The sequence below is a fragment of the Nakamurella antarctica genome (assembly GCF_003860405.1).
Taxonomy (GTDB): domain Bacteria; phylum Actinomycetota; class Actinomycetes; order Mycobacteriales; family Nakamurellaceae; genus Nakamurella; species Nakamurella antarctica.
This window is the reverse complement of the sequence record NZ_CP034170.1, coordinates 615,462-631,769: the sequence shown is the minus strand read 5'-3', so window position 1 is coordinate 631,769 and position 16,308 is coordinate 615,462. Positions and strand designations below refer to the sequence as shown.

Annotated in this window: 14 protein-coding genes; 11 read left to right on the top strand and 3 right to left on the bottom strand. The window is 60.7% G+C overall.

Annotated elements, in window-relative coordinates; translation table 11 throughout:
* Positions 1–132: 132 nt before the first annotated feature.
* Together EH165_RS02765 and EH165_RS02760 are read left to right on the top strand one after the other, a co-directional pair.
* On the top strand, positions 133–888 hold the full coding sequence (locus EH165_RS02765) for a phosphatidylserine decarboxylase (protein ID WP_124797924.1): 756 nt from the start codon (positions 133–135) through the stop codon (positions 886–888).
* Positions 885–1,808, top strand: a complete 924-nt coding sequence (locus EH165_RS02760; RefSeq protein ID WP_124797923.1) for a CDP-alcohol phosphatidyltransferase family protein — start codon at positions 885–887, stop codon at positions 1,806–1,808. The genes EH165_RS02765 and EH165_RS02760 overlap by 4 nt, the downstream gene beginning before the upstream one ends.
* Positions 1,809–1,951: 143 nt before the next feature.
* Here the strand turns inward: EH165_RS02760 and EH165_RS02755 are convergent, their stop codons facing one another.
* Both EH165_RS02755 and EH165_RS15305 read right to left on the bottom strand, forming a co-directional pair.
* A complete protein-coding gene (locus tag EH165_RS02755) occupies positions 1,952–2,251 on the bottom strand; it encodes a DUF3263 domain-containing protein (protein ID WP_124797922.1) in 300 nt (99 codons plus the stop codon).
* A gap of 146 nt (positions 2,252–2,397) precedes the next feature.
* Positions 2,398–3,381 (bottom strand): hypothetical protein, encoded by a 984-nt coding sequence (locus tag EH165_RS15305; RefSeq protein ID WP_164479095.1) that lies wholly within the window; start codon positions 3,379–3,381, stop codon positions 2,398–2,400.
* Between the two features lie 377 nt (positions 3,382–3,758).
* On the opposite strand from EH165_RS15305, the gene EH165_RS02745 reads away from it, so the two are divergent.
* A complete protein-coding gene (locus EH165_RS02745) occupies positions 3,759–4,541 on the top strand; it encodes a GntR family transcriptional regulator (RefSeq protein WP_124797921.1) in 783 nt (260 codons plus the stop codon).
* On the opposite strand, the gene EH165_RS02740 is transcribed toward EH165_RS02745, so the two are convergent.
* Positions 4,538–7,024, bottom strand: coding sequence for a GcvT family protein (locus EH165_RS02740; protein WP_164479094.1), 2,487 nt, complete (start codon positions 7,022–7,024; stop codon positions 4,538–4,540). The genes EH165_RS02745 and EH165_RS02740 overlap by 4 nt on opposite strands.
* A 241-nt stretch (positions 7,025–7,265) precedes the next feature.
* Between EH165_RS02740 and EH165_RS02735 the strand changes: the two genes are divergently transcribed.
* From EH165_RS02735 to EH165_RS02700, 8 genes are all read left to right on the top strand, one after another.
* Complete coding sequence (locus EH165_RS02735) at positions 7,266–8,198, top strand: choline/ethanolamine kinase family protein (protein ID WP_164479093.1); 933 nt, start codon at positions 7,266–7,268, stop codon at positions 8,196–8,198.
* Between the two features lie 81 nt (positions 8,199–8,279).
* Positions 8,280–9,854 carry an amino acid permease gene (locus EH165_RS02730; RefSeq protein ID WP_239020671.1) on the top strand — a complete coding sequence of 525 codons (1,575 nt, stop codon included), beginning with the start codon at positions 8,280–8,282 and terminating at the stop codon, positions 9,852–9,854.
* Between the two features lie 123 nt (positions 9,855–9,977).
* Entirely contained in the window at positions 9,978–11,351 is a 1,374-nt protein-coding gene (locus EH165_RS02725; protein WP_124797918.1) for a glutamine synthetase family protein, read from the top strand.
* A 6-nt stretch (positions 11,352–11,357) separates the two neighbouring features.
* Positions 11,358–12,731 carry an aldehyde dehydrogenase family protein gene (locus tag EH165_RS02720; RefSeq protein WP_124797917.1) on the top strand — a complete coding sequence of 458 codons (1,374 nt, stop codon included), beginning with the start codon at positions 11,358–11,360 and terminating at the stop codon, positions 12,729–12,731.
* A 55-nt stretch (positions 12,732–12,786) separates the two neighbouring features.
* Positions 12,787–13,554: a 3-oxoacyl-ACP reductase gene (locus tag EH165_RS02715; RefSeq protein ID WP_124797916.1), complete on the top strand. Its 768-nt coding sequence runs from the start codon at positions 12,787–12,789 to the stop codon at positions 13,552–13,554.
* Between the two features lie 36 nt (positions 13,555–13,590).
* Complete coding sequence (locus EH165_RS02710; RefSeq protein WP_239020670.1) at positions 13,591–14,310, top strand: gamma-glutamyl-gamma-aminobutyrate hydrolase family protein; 720 nt, start codon at positions 13,591–13,593, stop codon at positions 14,308–14,310.
* A 64-nt stretch (positions 14,311–14,374) separates the two neighbouring features.
* Positions 14,375–15,679, top strand: a complete 1,305-nt coding sequence (locus tag EH165_RS02705; protein WP_124800255.1) for a DUF4032 domain-containing protein — start codon at positions 14,375–14,377, stop codon at positions 15,677–15,679.
* Positions 15,680–15,711: 32 nt separating this feature from the next.
* Positions 15,712–16,269 (top strand): HdeD family acid-resistance protein, encoded by a 558-nt coding sequence (locus EH165_RS02700; protein WP_124797914.1) that lies wholly within the window; start codon positions 15,712–15,714, stop codon positions 16,267–16,269.
* Positions 16,270–16,308 lie beyond the last annotated feature (39 nt).

Here is a 16,308-nt window from a genome sequence, read left to right as displayed (position 1 = left end):
GCTTAGGCGTGGCGGCCGTCTTCGGTCGCCGTGTTTTATCCGCGGGATGTACCCGCGGGGATGTATCCGCGGGTGCGCGCGCGCTACTCGAGGATCTCCCCTGCAGCGAAAGAAAGGACCGCCGGACCAACCATGGCCGACGACCACACACCCAGCTCCATCGCCCATATAGCCTCTTTGGTTCGCTCGTCGGTTCCGCCGATGCATCCGGGTGGTCGACCCATCGTGTTCGGCGTCGCAGGAGCAACCCTGTTGGTGCGCAGCCTCTTTCGCGCGGTGGGCCTTAAAACAGCGGGAAAGGTGTGGACTCGACTGGGCTTGTTGGCAACCGCTGGCTGCGCCGCATTTTTCCGCGCTCCCGTGCGGGTCACGCCGCAGCGCCCTGACCTCGTCTTCGCCGCGGGCGATGGTGTTGTGTCGCTGATTGAAGACGCGGTGCCACCCGCCGAGCTCAATCTTGGCGCCGCCCCGCGGCCCCGAGTGTCGATCTTCCTGTCGGTCCTTGACGTACATGTGCAACGAATTCCCATTAGCGGCACTGTGACCAAAGCCGCTTATCATCCCGGCAAGTTTCTCTCTGCCGACCTCGATAAGGCCTCTGAGGACAACGAGCGCAACTCACTTCTCATCACCACCGCGGATGGCACAGAAATAGTGGTCGTCCAGATCGCGGGTTTGCTGGCGCGCCGGATTGTGTGCGACGTCCATCAGGGTGAAAAGGTTCGCGCCGGACAGATGTACGGTCTGATTCGATTCGGTTCGCGGGTTGACACCTACCTTCCGGTCGGCGCCGTACCCACGGTGGTTATCGGCCAGCGGACCATCGGCGGGGAGACAATGTTGGCTGATCTTTCGCAGCGGGCAGCGGCAACTTTCACCGCTTTATGAGCGCGTATCCCGGGGTTCGCTTCTTGCCCAATGCCATCACGGTTCTAGCTCTCTCCACCGGCCTGACCAGTGTCGTTTTCGCTCTGCAGGGTCAGTGGATGAATGCCATGATTTGTATCGGCGCCGCTGCTGTCCTGGATTCCCTCGACGGTCCGGCTGCACGGCTTCTCAACTCCGCCAGCCGGGTAGGAGCGGAGCTCGATTCACTTTCTGACCTAAGCGGCTTTGGGATTTGCCCTGCCGTTTTGCTCTACATCTGGCAGACCAAGGTTCACAGTGGGCTCGGTGTTACCGAGTACTCCTGGCTGGTCTGGGCAAGCTGCTTGGTGTACGCCGTATGCACCGCATTGCGGCTGGCGCGATTTAATTCACTGCTTGAGGACGAAGATCCCAAACCGTTCACCAAAGGGTTTTTCACCGGAGTTCCGTCTCCCCCCGGGGCGCTCTTAGCAATGGCGCCGATTCTTGCCTACGTTCAGTTTGGTCCGTCCTTCTTCAGCCAGATATGGGTAGTGGCGGCGTGGACCGTGCTCGTGGGTCTCACGATGGTGTCGCGCATTCCCACCATCGCACTGAAGTCGCTGCGCGTGTCGCCTGCCTACTTTGTGCCGCTTCTCGTGCTGATGGTTGTTGCGGTGGTGTTCCTCTTCTTCGAACCGCAGCTCACAACACTGGTTGGCTTGCTGGCCTATCTGCTGCACTTGCCCTACTCCTCATACAGATACCGCTACCTTGCGGCCAATCCCCAGCTGTGGCAAGAAAAGAGCTCGACACGTTCGACACGGCCGTCGGGTCGTCGGATGCGCCTCAACGTTCGGGTGCCGCGGCGCGCTCGCGTTGCCGGAAGGTTACCCGACGGCACACCCGCGCTGCCGGTTGAGAAGCGCGCTCGCGCAGGCGGGCGTCGCAGGCTTCGGTGACGGGTGGGTGATCAGTGCTGAGGGTTCCGAGTGCAAGCTCAGCCCGGGATTGGTGAAAAATGCAGGGCGCACCGACTAGTAGGCACAGCAACCGATGGGCACAGCCCGGAGTAAAATACAGGACGCTCGCTACAGAACGCCCGCTACAGTTCGATGCCGAAGCGACGGGCCGAGCGTGCCTTCTGGCGCGCAGCGCGCAGGCGACGCAACCGTCGGACCAAGAGCGGATCCTCCGCGAGCGCTGCTGGCTTATCGATCACTTCGTTCAGCACCTGGTAATACCTAGTCGGCGACAAGTCGAAGATTTCCCGAATCGCCTTCTCCTTGGTGCCCGGAAACTGCCACCACTGCTTTTCGAAACCGAGAACTTCCCGCTCCACCCTGGTCAGTCCGGATGCTTCGGTACCTTCTGCAAGGCTTTCGGCAGTTGCCGCGTGGTTCATCTGTTTCCTTCCGCTGGGACCGCCGACGGTGATCCCGTGGGGACCTCCTGACCGACGAACCACAGTGATGTCATTCGCTCGTTCATCAGATCATGCCGAGCCCAATTGGTCCAGCAGATCTACCGTGTCGCGATCCGACGCGCCGATTACGGCGTTCCGTAACCCGCGGCGGGGGCGCCAGCGGCCGGTGCGCGAGTTGTTGCGCGAGTTGTTGCGGCAGAACTCGTTGCGGCAGAACTCGTTGTGGCAGAACTCGTTGTGGCAGAACTCGTTGCGGCAGAACTCGTTGTGGCAGAACTCGTTGTGGCAGAACTCGTTGTGGCAGAACTCGTTGTGGCAGGAGCTGTCGGCGCTCCGATTGCCGCTCCGGGGCTCGTGAGGGCCAGAGCGGTCGGGGCTTCGATTCCCGCTTCCGGGCTCGTTGCCACCGGCCCTGTTGGTGCGGTTTCGGGAGAATCGGCGCCAGTGGCGGTGGCGGGAGTATCGCTTGATTCGGATGGTGCGACGGCCTGCGTGCCGGTGTCGGTAGCTATCGGGTTTGAACTTGCGGGCGCACTGCCAGACGACAGGTTTTCCCCCTGCGACTTATCAACCCGGGACAAATCAGCCCGGGACCCGTCAACTTGTGACCTGTCAACGCCTTTCGAGCCGCCCTGGGGGCCACCGGAGGTAGATGTATCCGATGCTGCGGCGCTCTGGCCGCCAAAGACGGTCAATCTTCCGGGCTGGCCTCCCGACACCGAGCCGCCGCTGGCTGTTTCAAAACCTGTGATGAGGACGATCGACAGGGCGAATGCGGCGAAAGCCCCTATGCCCGCCATCGCCAGCACCGGGAGCCTCCCCATGCCCCGCCTCGAGCGTGTGGACTGCGAAGCCACAGCCTCCCGCTCCATAATTACGAGTGGTCCGGTGTGCGCCTGGGCGAACTCCCTCTCCGACTGATAACGGGCGGCGACCGAAAGCTTCATCCGATAGCGGGCTGCTCTGATGCTGTGGCCGTAGATCGTGGCGGCGATCATGCTGACAGTCGAGGCCAACGCGGCGCCGATCAAAGTTCCGGCCACACCAAGCCTGGAGCCCAGAAGCGCGGCGGTGGTAGCAGCGGCCGTTCCGGCCACCATCTGTGTCATCGAGAATTCTAAATGCGGGCGATCGTTTGTCGCTGCAGGGCTGACAACATCACCATCCCCGAGAGGCCCTGGAATCTCACCCATCACTGCGGCGGTGGTTGGATCGGCGGTGGCTGTATGACGAAAAAACAAGCGTGGCATGAGTGGTTGATCTCGCAAAGGTTCGGATTGGCAGCCGCGATGCGGCCCTGGTTTCGCATGGAGCTAGAAAGACGTACGACCCTCGGGCTAGGTTGTGCAGACATGACGTAGGTCACGTTTCGATAACGGATAACCGGGGATTAACTCCAAGGGGGCCTGCAGGCGCACGGCGATTAGCTGCGAGTACGGTCGGACCCACGCAGCCGGTCACCGGCAATCTGGGCGGAAGGGACGCTATGTCGATTGCCGGTGGGCACTCAGTTTTTGCTCTTCCGCCCGACCTGGATCGCAGCTCTCGTGTCGCCGCTCACCTATTGATTGAACGGTGGTTCAGCGAGGCCCTGGGCGCCGGAAACTTGGTTGCAGGTGATCGGCTCCCCCGCGAAGCCGACTTGGCCGACTATTTTGGCGTCAGCCGTATGACGCTCCGACAGTCGCTGGCAGAGCTCGAGTCTCGGGGTGTTCTGCAACGCCTGCGGGGCCGCACCGGTGGCACGTTCATTACCGAACCCAAAATCGACTGTGACCTCACAGGATTTGCAGGTTTCACTGAACAACTCAGGCGAGCCCAGCTCCGAGCCAGCGCCAAAGTTGTTCGGGCCCAGACTATCCGCGCGGAACGCGTGATGTGCCAGGCACTTGCCCTCGCTCCGGGCGCCTTGGTTCACGAGGTAGTCCGCGTGCGGTCTGCCAAACGCGCACCGCTGGCCCTTGAACATTCCTACTTTCCCGCTGCGATTTTCCCTGACCTACTCGACCATCGGCTCACGGGGTCGCTGTACAAGCTGTTGGTTAAGAGCTATCAACAGGAGCCAACCACCGCAGTCGAGTTCCTAGAGCCTGCCATTTTGACACCGATCCAGGCGCAGCTCCTCCAGGCGTCGGCCTCTGATGCGGTAATGCTGGTGGAAAGAACCGCGAGCACCGCCGCGGGTCTTCCTATCGAATACGCGAGAGACCTATTCCGGCCGGACAAAATTCGGATTTCCGTGCGCAGCGGAATCAGTACGCTGCGCTAGCTCGCGGTGATCCTACTTCCGTTCGGGTCGAAGAGTGGCTCGCTTGATACTTCTCCGCTGACCCATAGGCTGAAGATTCCAATTTCCACCGAGGTTCCAGGCTCGGCAAAGGCAACCGGCAGGTACGCGTAAGCAATGGAGGCTTCGACGCTGTAGCCGTAGCCACCGGACGTGACGCGTCCCACCACTTCGTCTGCCACCCGCACGGGCTCGCTGCCCAGCACCACTGACAATGGGTCAGATAGCCTGATACAGCAAAGTTTTCGTGCCACGCCCGCAGCCTTCACTGCTGCCACAGCGTCGCGCCCAAGGAAGCCCCCGGGCTTATCGAGCTTCACTGCGAATCCCAGTCCTGCCTCAAACGGGTTTGTCTCCGGGGTGATGTCGGTACTCCAAATTCGGTAACCTTTCTCAAGCCTGAGACTGTCGATGGCCCGATAACCTGCGGCAATCACCCCCTGCGGTTCTCCCGCTTCCCACAGGATCGCCCAAAGCCCTGCGCCATATTCGCTGGAGGCATACAACTCCCAGCCCATCTCGCCAGCGAAGGTCACGCGCAGAGCGCGCACCGGGACGTTGCCCACGGTTATCTCTTGAGCGGACATGAACGGGAACGCGTCGATCCCCAAATCAGTGGGGGTCAAAGTTTGGAGGATCTCCCGCGACTTCGGACCCCAGAGGGCGAAAGTTGCATACTGTCCGGTGATATCGCTGATTTCAACATCACTGGCCCCCCTGGCCGCCGCCTGCTTGCGCAACCACGAAAGATCATGATTGCCGAAGGCCGTGCCCGTGACGATGAAGAACGCTTCCGGTGAGACCCTCGTCACGGTGAAGTCACACTCAATTCCGCCCCGCGCGTTCAGTGCTTGGGTGTAGGTGACCCTGCCTACTGCGCGCGCGACCTTGTTGGCGCACACCCACTCCAGGAACGCCGCTGCACCTTCTCCCGTCACACTTAACTTTGCGAATGACGACTCGTCGAAAAGTCCTGCCACAGCTCGCGTCTGCACATGTTCGGCGCCAACGGCTGGCGACCAATTCTGGCCTGCCCACCCCCGGGGACGTAGCGATTCATCACCACGGGCTGCGTTGGACTCGTAATAGTTGACTCGCTCCCAGCCGCTCTTTTCCCCGAAAAACGCGCCATGCGCTTGGTGCCAGCTGTAAGCCGGCGACGTTCGCAGAGGCCGGCCCGCAGTCAACTCGTGATTGGGATACTTTATGTCGTAATAGGTTTCGTAGTTTTCTACTGTCCGGGCGAGCGTGAACGCCGGAGATCGGTACTGCTTGCCAAATCGGCGGATATCCATATGCCAGACATCCATGGAGGGTTCGCCCTGCAGGATCCATTCCGACATCAATGCGCCCACGCCGCCAGCACCAGCGATCCCGTGTGCGCAGAATCCAGCAGCGACGAAGAAGCCGCCCACCTCAGATTCTCCCAGGCAGAACTCGTTATCCGGGGTAAATGCTTCGGGCCCGTTGATGATCTTGCGCAGGCCGACATCTGCCATTTGCGGAACGCGAATTGCGGAGTTCAGAGTGATCTCCTCGAACCGAGACCAATTCTCCGGCAACAGCTTCGCGTTGAAGTCCGCCGGCACCGCGTCATAGGAATTAGCCGTGGCTGTCCATGGCTCGCTGTGCCGTTCGTAGCCGCCCATCAACAGGCCACGACCCTCGGGCCGGTAATAGACCAACAGGTCGGGGTCGCGCACCGACGGCAGGACCTTTTCAGCAACTGGTAAAAACGCTTCGGTGACGACGTACTGGTGCGACATCGGCACAATCGGCACCCGGACGCCGACCATCCTGGCGATTTCAGCCGCATAAATTCCGCCGCAGTTGACCACAACCTCGCACTCGATGTCGCCGCGGTCGGTCCGCACCTTCCGCACTCGGCCCCCCTCGGCCACGACACCGAGAACCCTGGTGTGGGTGAAGATTCGGACGCCGCCAGCTCGTGCGCCCGCGGCCAGGGAGTAACACAGCTGGGAGGGGTCGAGGTAGCCGTCAGTGGGGAGATAGACGGCGCCGAGCACACCAGCGGTATCCATCAGCGGGAAAAGTTCTTGAGCCTGCGTCGGCGAAAGCTCCTCAAGTGGCAATCCAAACGTGCTGGCCCAGCTCATTTGTCGGCGAATCTCTTCCAATCGGGCTGGGCTTGAAGCTAACCGAATGCCGCCGCTTTCCACCCAGCTCGGCGGGTGGTCGCCCTGCTGCAGCTTGCGGTAGAGCTCTACCGAATACATATTCATTCGGGTCAGCGTGGGGTCAGATCTCAATTGACCGACTAGCCCAGCAGAGTGAAATGTCGATCCGCTCGTCAGCTCGTTGCGGTCAAGCAGCACCACATCTTTCTCGCCCGCCTCCGCCAGGTGATAGGCGATGCTGGCACCCGCCACTCCGCCGCCGATGATGACGATGCGGGCGGACGTGGGCACGTCACTTTGGGTCTGAACAGCTGATTCTTGCTGCATTTGCAATCCTTTGAGTCCGATGGCAACGAAATGAAGCGCGACGAGCGGGTGCCGTTCTGCGCTTACCGTAGTCAGATCAGGGCTTTAGGTCTAGACCGAATGGCGTTTTCGAAACTACAAATCTTTTTGCGCGCCAACTCTGGACTCATTGCCCCTGACTGGCCTACGCTTCCGCTCGTTACCTCTGGGGAATACCTATTCGCCCGAGTTCACATCCCCAGCGAAATTCGGAGGTGGTGCGGTGCCGACTGTGGGCAAGGCGCCGCTTTCTGCCGATCTTGAGAAAAGGCTCGATGCCATTGAGGCACTCAATGATCCCGGCCGCGAGATCTCTCCGCTGCCCGGCGGACTGACGAACCAGAACTATCGGGTGACGACCCGGAATGCCAGTTATGTAGCGAGGGTGTCAAGCCCCCAAACAGAACTGCTGAGCATCGACCGCCAATCGGAATATGAAAACTCGAAGGCTGCCGCAGCAGCCGATGTCGCCCCTGAAGTCGTCGGATACCTTCCGGGGCAGGGACTCCTGGTGATTCGATGGATCGAAGGCCACACTCTGACGGATGCCGACATTGGGCGGCCGGAGATGTTGGCTCGAATCGCGAACGCGTGTCAGCGACTGCACGCCGGGCCAAGATTTACCGGCACTTTCGATATGTTCAGCTTGCAGCGTTCTTATCTACAACTGGTGCAGCATCGAGGGTTTCGTTTACCTGATCGATACATGGAGTTCACTCCCCACGTCAACAGGATCTGGCAATCTCTGAACGCGAGACCGGTTGCCACCGTGCCTTGCCACAACGATTTGTTGGCCGCAAACTTTATCGACGACGGGACCAAGCTGTGGTTGATCGACTACGAATACGCCGGGAACAATGATCCGTGTTTCGAGTTGGGCAACATCTGGAGCGAAGCGAATCTGGACGAGGCGAGCTTGATCCAGCTCGTCACCGATTACTTCGGCGGACACCACCCGGTAAAAATTGCTCGGGCCCGCCTGCAGGCGCTGATGGCCAAATACGGCTGGATGCTCTGGGCGTCGATTCAGGACAGCACCTCAGAAATGGACTTCGATTTCTGGCAGTGGGGCTTAGAAAAATACGACCGGGCCATCGCCGATTTCACCGATCCTCATTTTGCGGATTGGTTGGACGTGGCTAGCGGGTCGACCTGATCAGGGCCACCAGCCCGGCATTTGATGTACCTGCGGTTGCAGCAGCACCGCGGTGACCATTCACAGCAAAAGGAGTACCTCGTGTCAGGTGTCCCCGAACTCACCGATGACGAAAGACATCTCGCGTCCCTCGGTTACAAGCAGGAACTGAACCGTTCGTGGTCGGGCTTCTCTAACTTCGCGATCTCGTTCTCCATCATCTCCATCCTGGCGGGATGCTTCACCAGCTTCGGATTGGGCTGGAACAACGGCGGTCCCGCTGCTATTGCGTGGGGTTGGCCCATCGTTTCGGCATTCATCTTGATCATCGGATTCTGTATGTCCGAGCTGGTGTCCGCCTACCCCACCTCGGGCGGGATCTATTGGTGGGCATCCAAACTCGGCGGCCCCAAGGCCGGGTATTACACCGGGTGGCTCAACCTGATCGGTTTGATCGCGATCGTCGCCTCCGTCGCCTACGGGTGCGCGACTTTCCTCGACCTCACCTTGAGTACCTTTAGCGACTCGTGGGCACAGGGTTATTCGCTTACGCGGGTCTTCATCATCTTCTTGATGGTGTTGATATTGGCAGCCGCAATAAACATCTTTTCGAGCCACCTGCTCGCCATCATCAACAATATTTCGGTGTGGTGGCACGTGGCTGGCGCAGCGGTTGTGGTGTTGATCCTGATTTTTGTGCCTGATCACCACGCATCGTTCTCCGATGTCTTTGCCCGCACCATCAACAACACCGGATTGTTTGGCGGCGAGACCAGCGGAGCTGGATTCCTGTTCTACGTGCTGCCGATGGCTGCCATCCTGACGCAGTACACCATCACCGGTTACGACGCCTCGGCTCACCTTTCGGAGGAGACGAAGAGCGCTGCGGGAGCGGCTGCCAAGGGTATTTGGCGATCGATTTTCTATTCCGCTATCGGCGGTTGGATCCTGTTGCTGTCTTTCCTGTTTGCTGTCCAGGACGCGGATGGCGTTTCAGCCGGTGGTGGGGCCGTCGCCGTCATCTTCAGTCAGGCCCTTACGTCACAGGTGGCCGGAATCGTGCTGCTCATCTCCGCCGCTGGCCAGTTGTTCTGCACCATGGCGTGTCTGACGTCCGCTTCGCGGATGTTGTTCGCTTTCAGCCGCGACGGTGCTGTTCCCGCCGCGAAGGTGTGGGCAACCCTGAGCAAGAACAAGGTACCCGCGAACGGCGTCATGTTGTCGGCTGTGGTTGCCGCGATTATCACGCTGCCCGCGCTCGTTGCTGTCGACATCAACGGTGCACCCGTGCCTGTGGCGTTCTTCGCAGTGGTGTCCATCGGTGTAGTCGGGTTGTACATCTGCTTTGCCATCCCGATCTACCTTCGCTGGAGGATGGGTTCGAAATTCAAGGTCGGCGCATGGAATCTCGGAAACAAGTACAAGTGGATGGCGCCCGTCGCACTCGTCGAAATTGCGGTTACTTGTGTCGTCGCCCTCTTCCCCACGAGCGCCGGCGGGATGCCCTGGGACCCCTCGTTCGAGTGGAAGTACGTCAACTACACGCCACTGTTAGTCGGAGGTGCGCTGCTGGTCCTGTGGATCTCTTGGCACCTTTCCGTCAAGAACTGGTTCACCGGACCCAAGATCACCCTCGCCGCTCCCGTCGCGACTTCCCCGGGCGAGAAGGTGCTGTAGTCAGACCCCCGCTTCGACGCAGCCAGCGGCACAGGTGTTTCATCATTTGTGCCGCTGGTTGCGAATTTCACGTACGTGTCGCGCATGACGCAACACCCGCTCTTTCGAAGGGTTCCGCTGAAGATGACCGAACACCCCCGCAGCACTCGAATGCTCACCATCGACGCTCTGACCGACCTGATCAACGACGGAGGAATCGATACGGTCGTCGTGGCGTTTACCGATATGCAGGGCCGCCTTCAGGGCAAGCGTCTGCACGCCCCGTTCTTCCTCTCCGATGTGCTCGGCCACAACACTGAGGGCTGCAACTACCTCCTCGCGGTGGACGTCGAGATGAACACCATCCCCGGATACGCCATCTCGTCCTGGGAAACCGGTTACGGCGACATGATTTTCAGACTCGACCTCGACACCATTCGGTTACTGACGTGGATCCCCAGCACGGTGATGATCCAGTGCGATCTGACATGGCTCGATGGCACACTCGTTCCGCCGTCACCACGATCAGTGTTGCAAAAACAGGTTGACCGCGCCGCCGCTGCGGGGTTCAAAGCCTTTGCCGGGACGGAACTGGAGTTCATCGTCTTCGAGGACACCTACGAACAGGCGTGGGATTCCGGCTACCGCAACATGACGCCTTCCAACCAATACAACGTCGACTACTCGATTCTGGGTACCACCCGCGTCGAGCCGCTGCTGCGCGATATTCGCAACTCTATGTACGCCGCTGGCCTCATCGTCGAGTCCGCCAAAGGCGAATGCAACTTTGGCCAGCACGAGATCGCCTTCCGATTTGCGGAGGTGATGACCACCGCCGACGACCACTCCGTCTACAAAAACGGCGCCAAGGAAATCGCCTCGAACCACGGGAAGTCTTTGACCTTTATGGCCAAATACGACCAGCGAGAGGGCAACTCCTGCCATATTCACCTCTCGCTGCGCGGACTGGACGGCGAATTGGTCTTCGTTGACTCAGATACCGGCGGTCGGAGCGCGCTGTACGAGCAGTTTATCGCCGGGGTTTTAGCCACCATGTGCGAGTTCACCCTGCTGTATGCGCCAAACATCAACTCCTACAAGAGGTTTGCCGAAGGCTCCTTCGCCCCCACCACTGTGGCGTGGGGACTGGACAACCGGACGTGCTCGGTGCGGCTGGTTGGCAATGGCCAGGCGGCCAGGCTCGAAAACCGTTTGCCCGGAGGCGATGTCAACCCATACATGGCGATTGCCGCAATGATGGCGGGTGGTCTGCACGGTATCGAGTCAGGCCTGGTTTTGGAGGAAGCGACTGCCGGAAACGCCTACGCCAGCGGCAAACCGAAGGTGCCCACCACACTCCGCGAGGCACGCGATCTGTTCAACTCCTCCGCTGTGGCCCGCGCCGCTCTGGGCGACGATGTCGTGGAACACTACGTCCATGCGGCGGATACCGAATTGGCCGCCTTCGAGGCTGCCGTCACCGACTGGGAACTCCGCCGCGGATTTGAAAGGCTGTAAGAAACCGTGAACTTCACCGCCGGTGGCACTTTCACCACCATTAACCCCGCCACGGGCGCCGACTTCCGCCCCGTCGCGCTGGCCAGTGCCGAAGAAACTGACGCTGCCATTGAACGGGCAGCCTCGGCGTTCCTCACCTGGCGCGGCCTAGCGCCCGGTGAGCGAGCTCGGTTGCTCCGCGCGTTCGCTTGTGTCGTCGAAGCTCACATCGACGAACTCGCCGACCTGGAAGTTCAGAATGCTGGCCACACCATCGGCAATGCCCGCTGGGAAGCGGGCAATGTTCGGGACGTACTCAACTACTACTCGGCCGCGCCAGAGCGGATGTCCGGCAGGCAGATCCCCGTCGCTGGCGGCATCGACATCACGTTCTACGAGCCGCTTGGCGTCGTCGGCATCATCGTTCCCTGGAACTTCCCGATGCCGATCGCGGGGTGGGGTTTCGCCCCCGCTCTCGCGGCGGGCAACACCGTGGTCCTCAAACCAGCGGAAGTTACCCCCCTCACGGCCATCCGGTTGGGTGAACTCGCTCTTGAAGCGGGTATCCCCGAGGGCGTGTTCACCGTCATCCCAGGCAAGGGGTCCGTAGTAGGACAGAGGTTTGTCGATCACCCGATGGTTAAAAAGGTCTGCTTCACCGGCTCCACCGATGTCGGCAAGCAGATCATGCGTGGGGCGGCCAACCAGGTTAAAAACATCACCCTGGAATTGGGCGGTAAAAATGCCAATATTATTTTCGCCGACTCCGACCTGGAAGCGGCAGCGGCTGCAGCGCCGGGTGCTGGCCTGGACAACGCTGGCCAGGACTGCTGCGCACGGTCACGAATCCTGGTGCAAGCCAGCGTGTACGACAAGTTTTTGAGTTTGCTCGAAAGCTCGGTCAAGGCTTTTTCAGTAACTGACCCGAGCGATCCGGCCAGCGAGATGGGACCGTTGATCACTGCGAAGCAACTCGCCTCCGTCCAGGGATATGTGGCCGACGCCGATGTAGCATTCCAGGGCAGTTCGGTTGCTGGCGCAGGGTTTTGGCACCCACCGACCGTCGTGCTCCCTCGTTCGTTCACCGATCCCGTGTGGACCGAGGAAATCTTCGGACCCGTCCTCGCCGTCATGCCATTCACCGACGAAGAGGACGCCATCCGGCTCGCCAACGACACCGACTACGGCCTCTCCGGCTCCATCTTCACCAGAGACATCGGGCGTGCCCTGCGCGTTTCTCGCGGTGTCGAAGCCGGCAACCTGTCCGTCAACTCGCACTCGTCTGTCCGCTACTGGACCCCATTCGGCGGGTTCAAGCAATCCGGTATCGGACGTGAACTCGGGCCGGACGCCACGGGCTCGTTCACCGAAGTTAAAAATGTCTTCATCAGCAATTCCTGAAGCTCCCATCGAAAGTTCTTGAAGCGCCCCCTCTGAAAGGAAGTACACACACACCATGTCAGGACGTTTAGAAGGCAAAACCGCCGTCATCACTGGCGGTTGCTCCGGTATTGGGTTAGCCACCGCCCGTAAGTTTGCAGCCCAAGGCGCCAAGGTCGTGATCGGCGATCTCGACGACGCCCGCGGCCCAGGCATAGCCGACGAACTCGGCGGGCTCTACGTACACACCAACGTCACGAACGCCGACGAGGTCAACGCACTGTTCAAGGCGGCGAACGAGGCCTACGGCACCGTGGACATCGCCTTCAATAACGCGGGGATCTCCCCTCCCGACGACGACTCCATCCTGACAACGAGCCTGGAAGCGTGGCAGCGCGTACAGGATGTCAACCTGACTTCCGTGTATCTCTGCTGCAAGGCGGCCCTGCCCTACATGATCGAACAGGGCAGCGGGTCGATTATCAACACGGCCTCGTTCGTCGCAGTGATGGGCGCAGCCACCTCGCAGATCTCTTACACCGCGTCCAAAGGCGGCGTGCTCGCGATGTCTCGTGAACTGGGCGTTCAGTTTGCCCGCCAAGGCATCCGGGTCAACGCGCTCTGTCCCGGACCGGTTAACACGCCGCTCCTGCAGGAGCTTTTTGCCAAGGACCCGGAGCGGGCTGCGCGCCGGCTCGTTCACATTCCGGTCGGGCGCTTCGCCGAACCGGACGAGATCGCCAACGCGGTCCTCTTTCTCGCCTCCGACGAGTCGACATTCATTACAGCGTCAACCTTCTTGGTTGACGGCGGCATCTCTGGGGCCTACGTCACCCCCAACTAGGCCGGGTCGGTATACGAAACAATGAGGGAGTACGCAGTGGGCACAGCGCGGCCGGTAATCGGGATTTCGATGTATCGGGAACCGGCGTCGTGGGGACAGTGGAAAGACGTTCAGGCCACTCTGCTGCCCGCTGCGTACTCCCATCACGTGTCGGCGGGTGGTGGCACACCGGTGTTGCTCGCCCCTTTCGGTATCGCTGATGACGTGGCCTCGGTGGTCGGAAGGCTCGACGGCCTCGTCATTGCTGGCGGGGCGGATGTCAACCCCTCGCGGTACGGACGCGATCCGGAGCCGCCCACCGCAGGGTGGCGCGACGACCGCGACGTTTCCGAGCTGGCATTGCTCAATGCCGCGGCCGACCTCGACCTACCTACCCTGGGCATTTGCCGGGGAATGCAAATGATGGCGGTGCACGCGGGGGGCACGCTGCTCCAGCACCTGCCCGATGTGGTGGGCACTGACGACCACTCCCCGGGACCCGGTGCCTACCAGGACAATCCGGTGACAACAGTTCCCGGGACGATGGTCGCAGCGCTGCTCGGCGAGAGTGCGCTCGCGCATTGCCACCATCACCAATCGGTGGACAACCATCCTGGATTTCGAGCTTCTGCCCACAGCCACGACGGTATCGTCGAAGCTTTCGAGAACCCGACAAGGAAATTTTGGGTCGGCGTCCAATGGCACCCAGAGACAGGAACTGACCTGCGGCTCTTTACCGCGTTGAGCGCGGCGGCCACCGCCTACCGCACCGCCTGATCCGCTGCCGGGTGCGTTCGTCACCCCCGCAGGGCTCCCGGTGTGCCACGCTTATGCGGTGCGCATGCAGTTTTCATCGGGCCCCGACCCGACAGACCTCCTGACCCTGCCGTGGACGACCCCGCTCGAAGACTGGCCGAAAGACATCTTGGTCAGCCTGCCCCGCGGAATTTCCCGACACATCGTTCGGTTCGCCCGCATCGGCGGCATTGTCTACGCCATCAAAGAAATCTTTCCGGCCCTCGCCGAGCGCGAATATGCGCTACTGCGTGATCTGGCCAAGAAAGGCATCCCGTGCGTCACGGCCGTGGGAGTGGTGTCGAACCGCGTCGCAGCTGACGGCACCCCTTTGGATGCAGCGCTTGTCACCAAACATCTGCGGTTCTCACTGCCTTACCGGGCGCTGTACTCCCGGCGAATCGACCCAGATCTTGAACCCAAACTGCTAGACGCGCTCGCCGAACTACTAGTGCGCCTGCATCTGGTCGGCTTCTCGTGGAACGACTGCTCGCTGTCCAACACACTTTTCCGCCGCGATGCCGGAGCGCTGTCCGCCTATCTCGTCGACGCTGAAACCGGCGACATGCGCGATGTCCTTTCCAAGGGCCAGCGGATGAACGACCTGGACATCGCCGAGACCAACTTGGCGGGGGAACTTCTCGACCTACAGATGGCCGGGCTGCTCCCCGATCACGTTGACCCGATGGAAACCGCGCTGTCTGTGATGGAGCGGTACGAAAGCCTCTGGAACGAGCTCACCGTCGAGCAGACACTGCCAGAGAACGAGTGGTGGCGCATTGAGCAGCGCCTGCGCCGCCTCAACGAGCTCGGGTATGACGTGGGGCAGCTCAACATCAACGAGGTCGACGGTAATCCACACGTGCTGGTTCAAACACAGGTGGTCGAAGCCGGCCATCATCGGCGTCGCCTGTCTGAACTGACCGGTCTCAAGGTGCAGGAAAACCAGGCTCGACGCATCCTTAACGATTTGGACAACTATCGGTCTCGGGCGGTAATGCCCGAGACCGACGCCGACGAGAACACCGTTGCCCAGCACTGGCTCACCGATATTTTCGAGCCCGTAATCGAAGCGGTGCCGCAACAATTGAACGAAAAGCTAGAACCAGCTGAAATTTTTCATGAAGTGTTGGAACACCGCTGGTTCCTTTCCGAGGCCGCCGGCGTAGAGGTCAGCATCGCTGACGCCGTCAAATCCTACGTAGCTAATATTTTGCCGACCCGCCGGGACGAGAAAGCCATGCTGGACCCGGATCTGATGGGAATCGGTCAGATCGGCGACTTCTCCGTAGATGATGACGGCGAGATCGCCGAATCCGACGATGCGCAATGGCGCCTCGATAACTTGTAGCGCCCCAGAAAGGCCCGCTGAAAGGTGATTCCGTGACGAGCTTCCCCGTAAACACTGGGCGAGTGTGGTGGATGTTTGCTCTGCGCGGCGCTTTGATGGCCCTCTTCGGAGTACTGGCCATCATCCTTCCCGGATCTTCTTTGCAGGCCGTGGTGACCATCTTCGGGGTTTACGCCATTGTCGATGGCGCGGTGGCTGTCGGCTTCGGCTACCGGAACCGCACCAGCATGTCGCGCGGTACCGGGTGGTTCGGACAAGGTGTGGTGCTGGCGGCCTTTGGGCTGTTCGCCGTGATCTGGCCCGCGTCGGTAGTGGCAGCAATTTTGGTGATCTTTGGTATTTTCACCGCCCTGGCAGGGGTATCCGCCATCGGGTTTGCGCTGCGCTCGCGCAGTGTCGGCGCCCCCCATTGGATCTTCTTGGCCGCTCTTGGCGTGCTCGCAGTGGTGGCTGGCCTCGTGATGGTCTTCGCGCCACTATCCAGTGCGGTCGGTTTCATGCGGTTCTTCGGCTTCTTTGCCCTCGCCGGCGGGATGATGCTGGTCGGGGGCGGATTCCGCCTGCGCCGCTTCGCTGCCCGACCTGAGTGAAAAACTTCCCGCGACGCTTTCGCTAGCCGCGGGAAGTTT

What these genes read in the sequence shown, in the direction of transcription:
- EH165_RS02765 (WP_124797924.1), top strand. Translation starts at nt 133, where the DNA reads ATGGCCGACGACCACACACCCAGCTCCATCGCCCATATAGCCTCTTTG.
- EH165_RS02760 (WP_124797923.1), top strand. Translation starts at nt 885, where the DNA reads ATGAGCGCGTATCCCGGGGTTCGCTTCTTGCCCAATGCCATCACGGTT.
- EH165_RS02755 (WP_124797922.1), bottom strand. Translation starts at nt 2,251, where the DNA reads ATGAACCACGCGGCAACTGCCGAAAGCCTTGCAGAAGGTACCGAAGCA.
- EH165_RS15305 (WP_164479095.1), bottom strand. Translation starts at nt 3,381, where the DNA reads ATGACACAGATGGTGGCCGGAACGGCCGCTGCTACCACCGCCGCGCTT.
- EH165_RS02745 (WP_124797921.1), top strand. Translation starts at nt 3,759, where the DNA reads ATGTCGATTGCCGGTGGGCACTCAGTTTTTGCTCTTCCGCCCGACCTG.
- EH165_RS02740 (WP_164479094.1), bottom strand. Translation starts at nt 7,024, where the DNA reads ATGCAGCAAGAATCAGCTGTTCAGACCCAAAGTGACGTGCCCACGTCC.
- EH165_RS02725 (WP_124797918.1), top strand. Translation starts at nt 9,978, where the DNA reads ATGACCGAACACCCCCGCAGCACTCGAATGCTCACCATCGACGCTCTG.
- EH165_RS02715 (WP_124797916.1), top strand. Translation starts at nt 12,787, where the DNA reads ATGTCAGGACGTTTAGAAGGCAAAACCGCCGTCATCACTGGCGGTTGC.
- EH165_RS02705 (WP_124800255.1), top strand. Translation starts at nt 14,375, where the DNA reads ATGCAGTTTTCATCGGGCCCCGACCCGACAGACCTCCTGACCCTGCCG.